This window comes from Rathayibacter sp. AY2B7 (assembly GCF_002931635.1).
Classification (GTDB): domain Bacteria; phylum Actinomycetota; class Actinomycetes; order Actinomycetales; family Microbacteriaceae; genus Rathayibacter.
The window spans coordinates 1-633 of the sequence record NZ_PSUC01000235.1 but is presented as its reverse complement, the minus strand read 5'-3'; the positions used below and the strand labels follow the sequence as shown (position 1 = coordinate 633).

Genomic DNA, 633 nt, shown 5'->3' with positions numbered 1-633 from the left:
TCCGACCATCCTAGAGCCCCGGTGGAGCGCTCTCTCGCCCCGGAACGCGGGACATCGCGCCCCGGACGACCGCGAGGCGCCGCCTCCCCGTCCGGACACCGCGGCGAGGGCGGTGTCCGGACGGCGGAGGCGGCGCCTCGGAGGGGAGGAGCGGAGCGCAGGACGCGGTCCGTCGGCGCTTCCCGATCAGGCCCGGTGGGCGCCGTGCCCGTCGCGCGGAGGAGCGGTGCGGATCGAGTCCGTCCGGACGTCCGGCTCGATGCTGCCCGCGGCCAGGTCGGCCCCGGCGCGCGCGGCCAGCTGCGGGTCCGTGCGGCGCAGCTCCTCCGCGCTGTCCTCGGCCGCGAGGTCGTGCGCCTCCTGCATGGCCGACTTCGCGCGCAGCGGCGGGGTCTTGAGGAACCACGAGAGCACGAAGGCCAGCAGGACCACGCCCAGCGCGACCTGGAACACGGTCACGGTCGCGTCGTTGAACCCGGTCAGGAACGGGGCCGACAGGGCGCGGTCCGCGGTGTTCAGGAACGAGGTGTCCCCGTCGAGCGCGGAGCCGATCGCGGCGGTGTCCTGCGACTGCAGCAGCTTCAGGATCCCGGCGTTGGCCGGGTCCGCGGCGACGGCGGGGTCGGTGGCGGC

General features: G+C 76.0%; 1 pseudogene. It reads right to left on the bottom strand.

Annotation, left to right across the window (positions count from 1 at the left end):
• Positions 1 to 186: 186 nt before the first annotated feature.
• Positions 187 to 633: pseudogene (locus C5C27_RS18315) on the bottom strand (hypothetical protein); the annotation flags it as partial.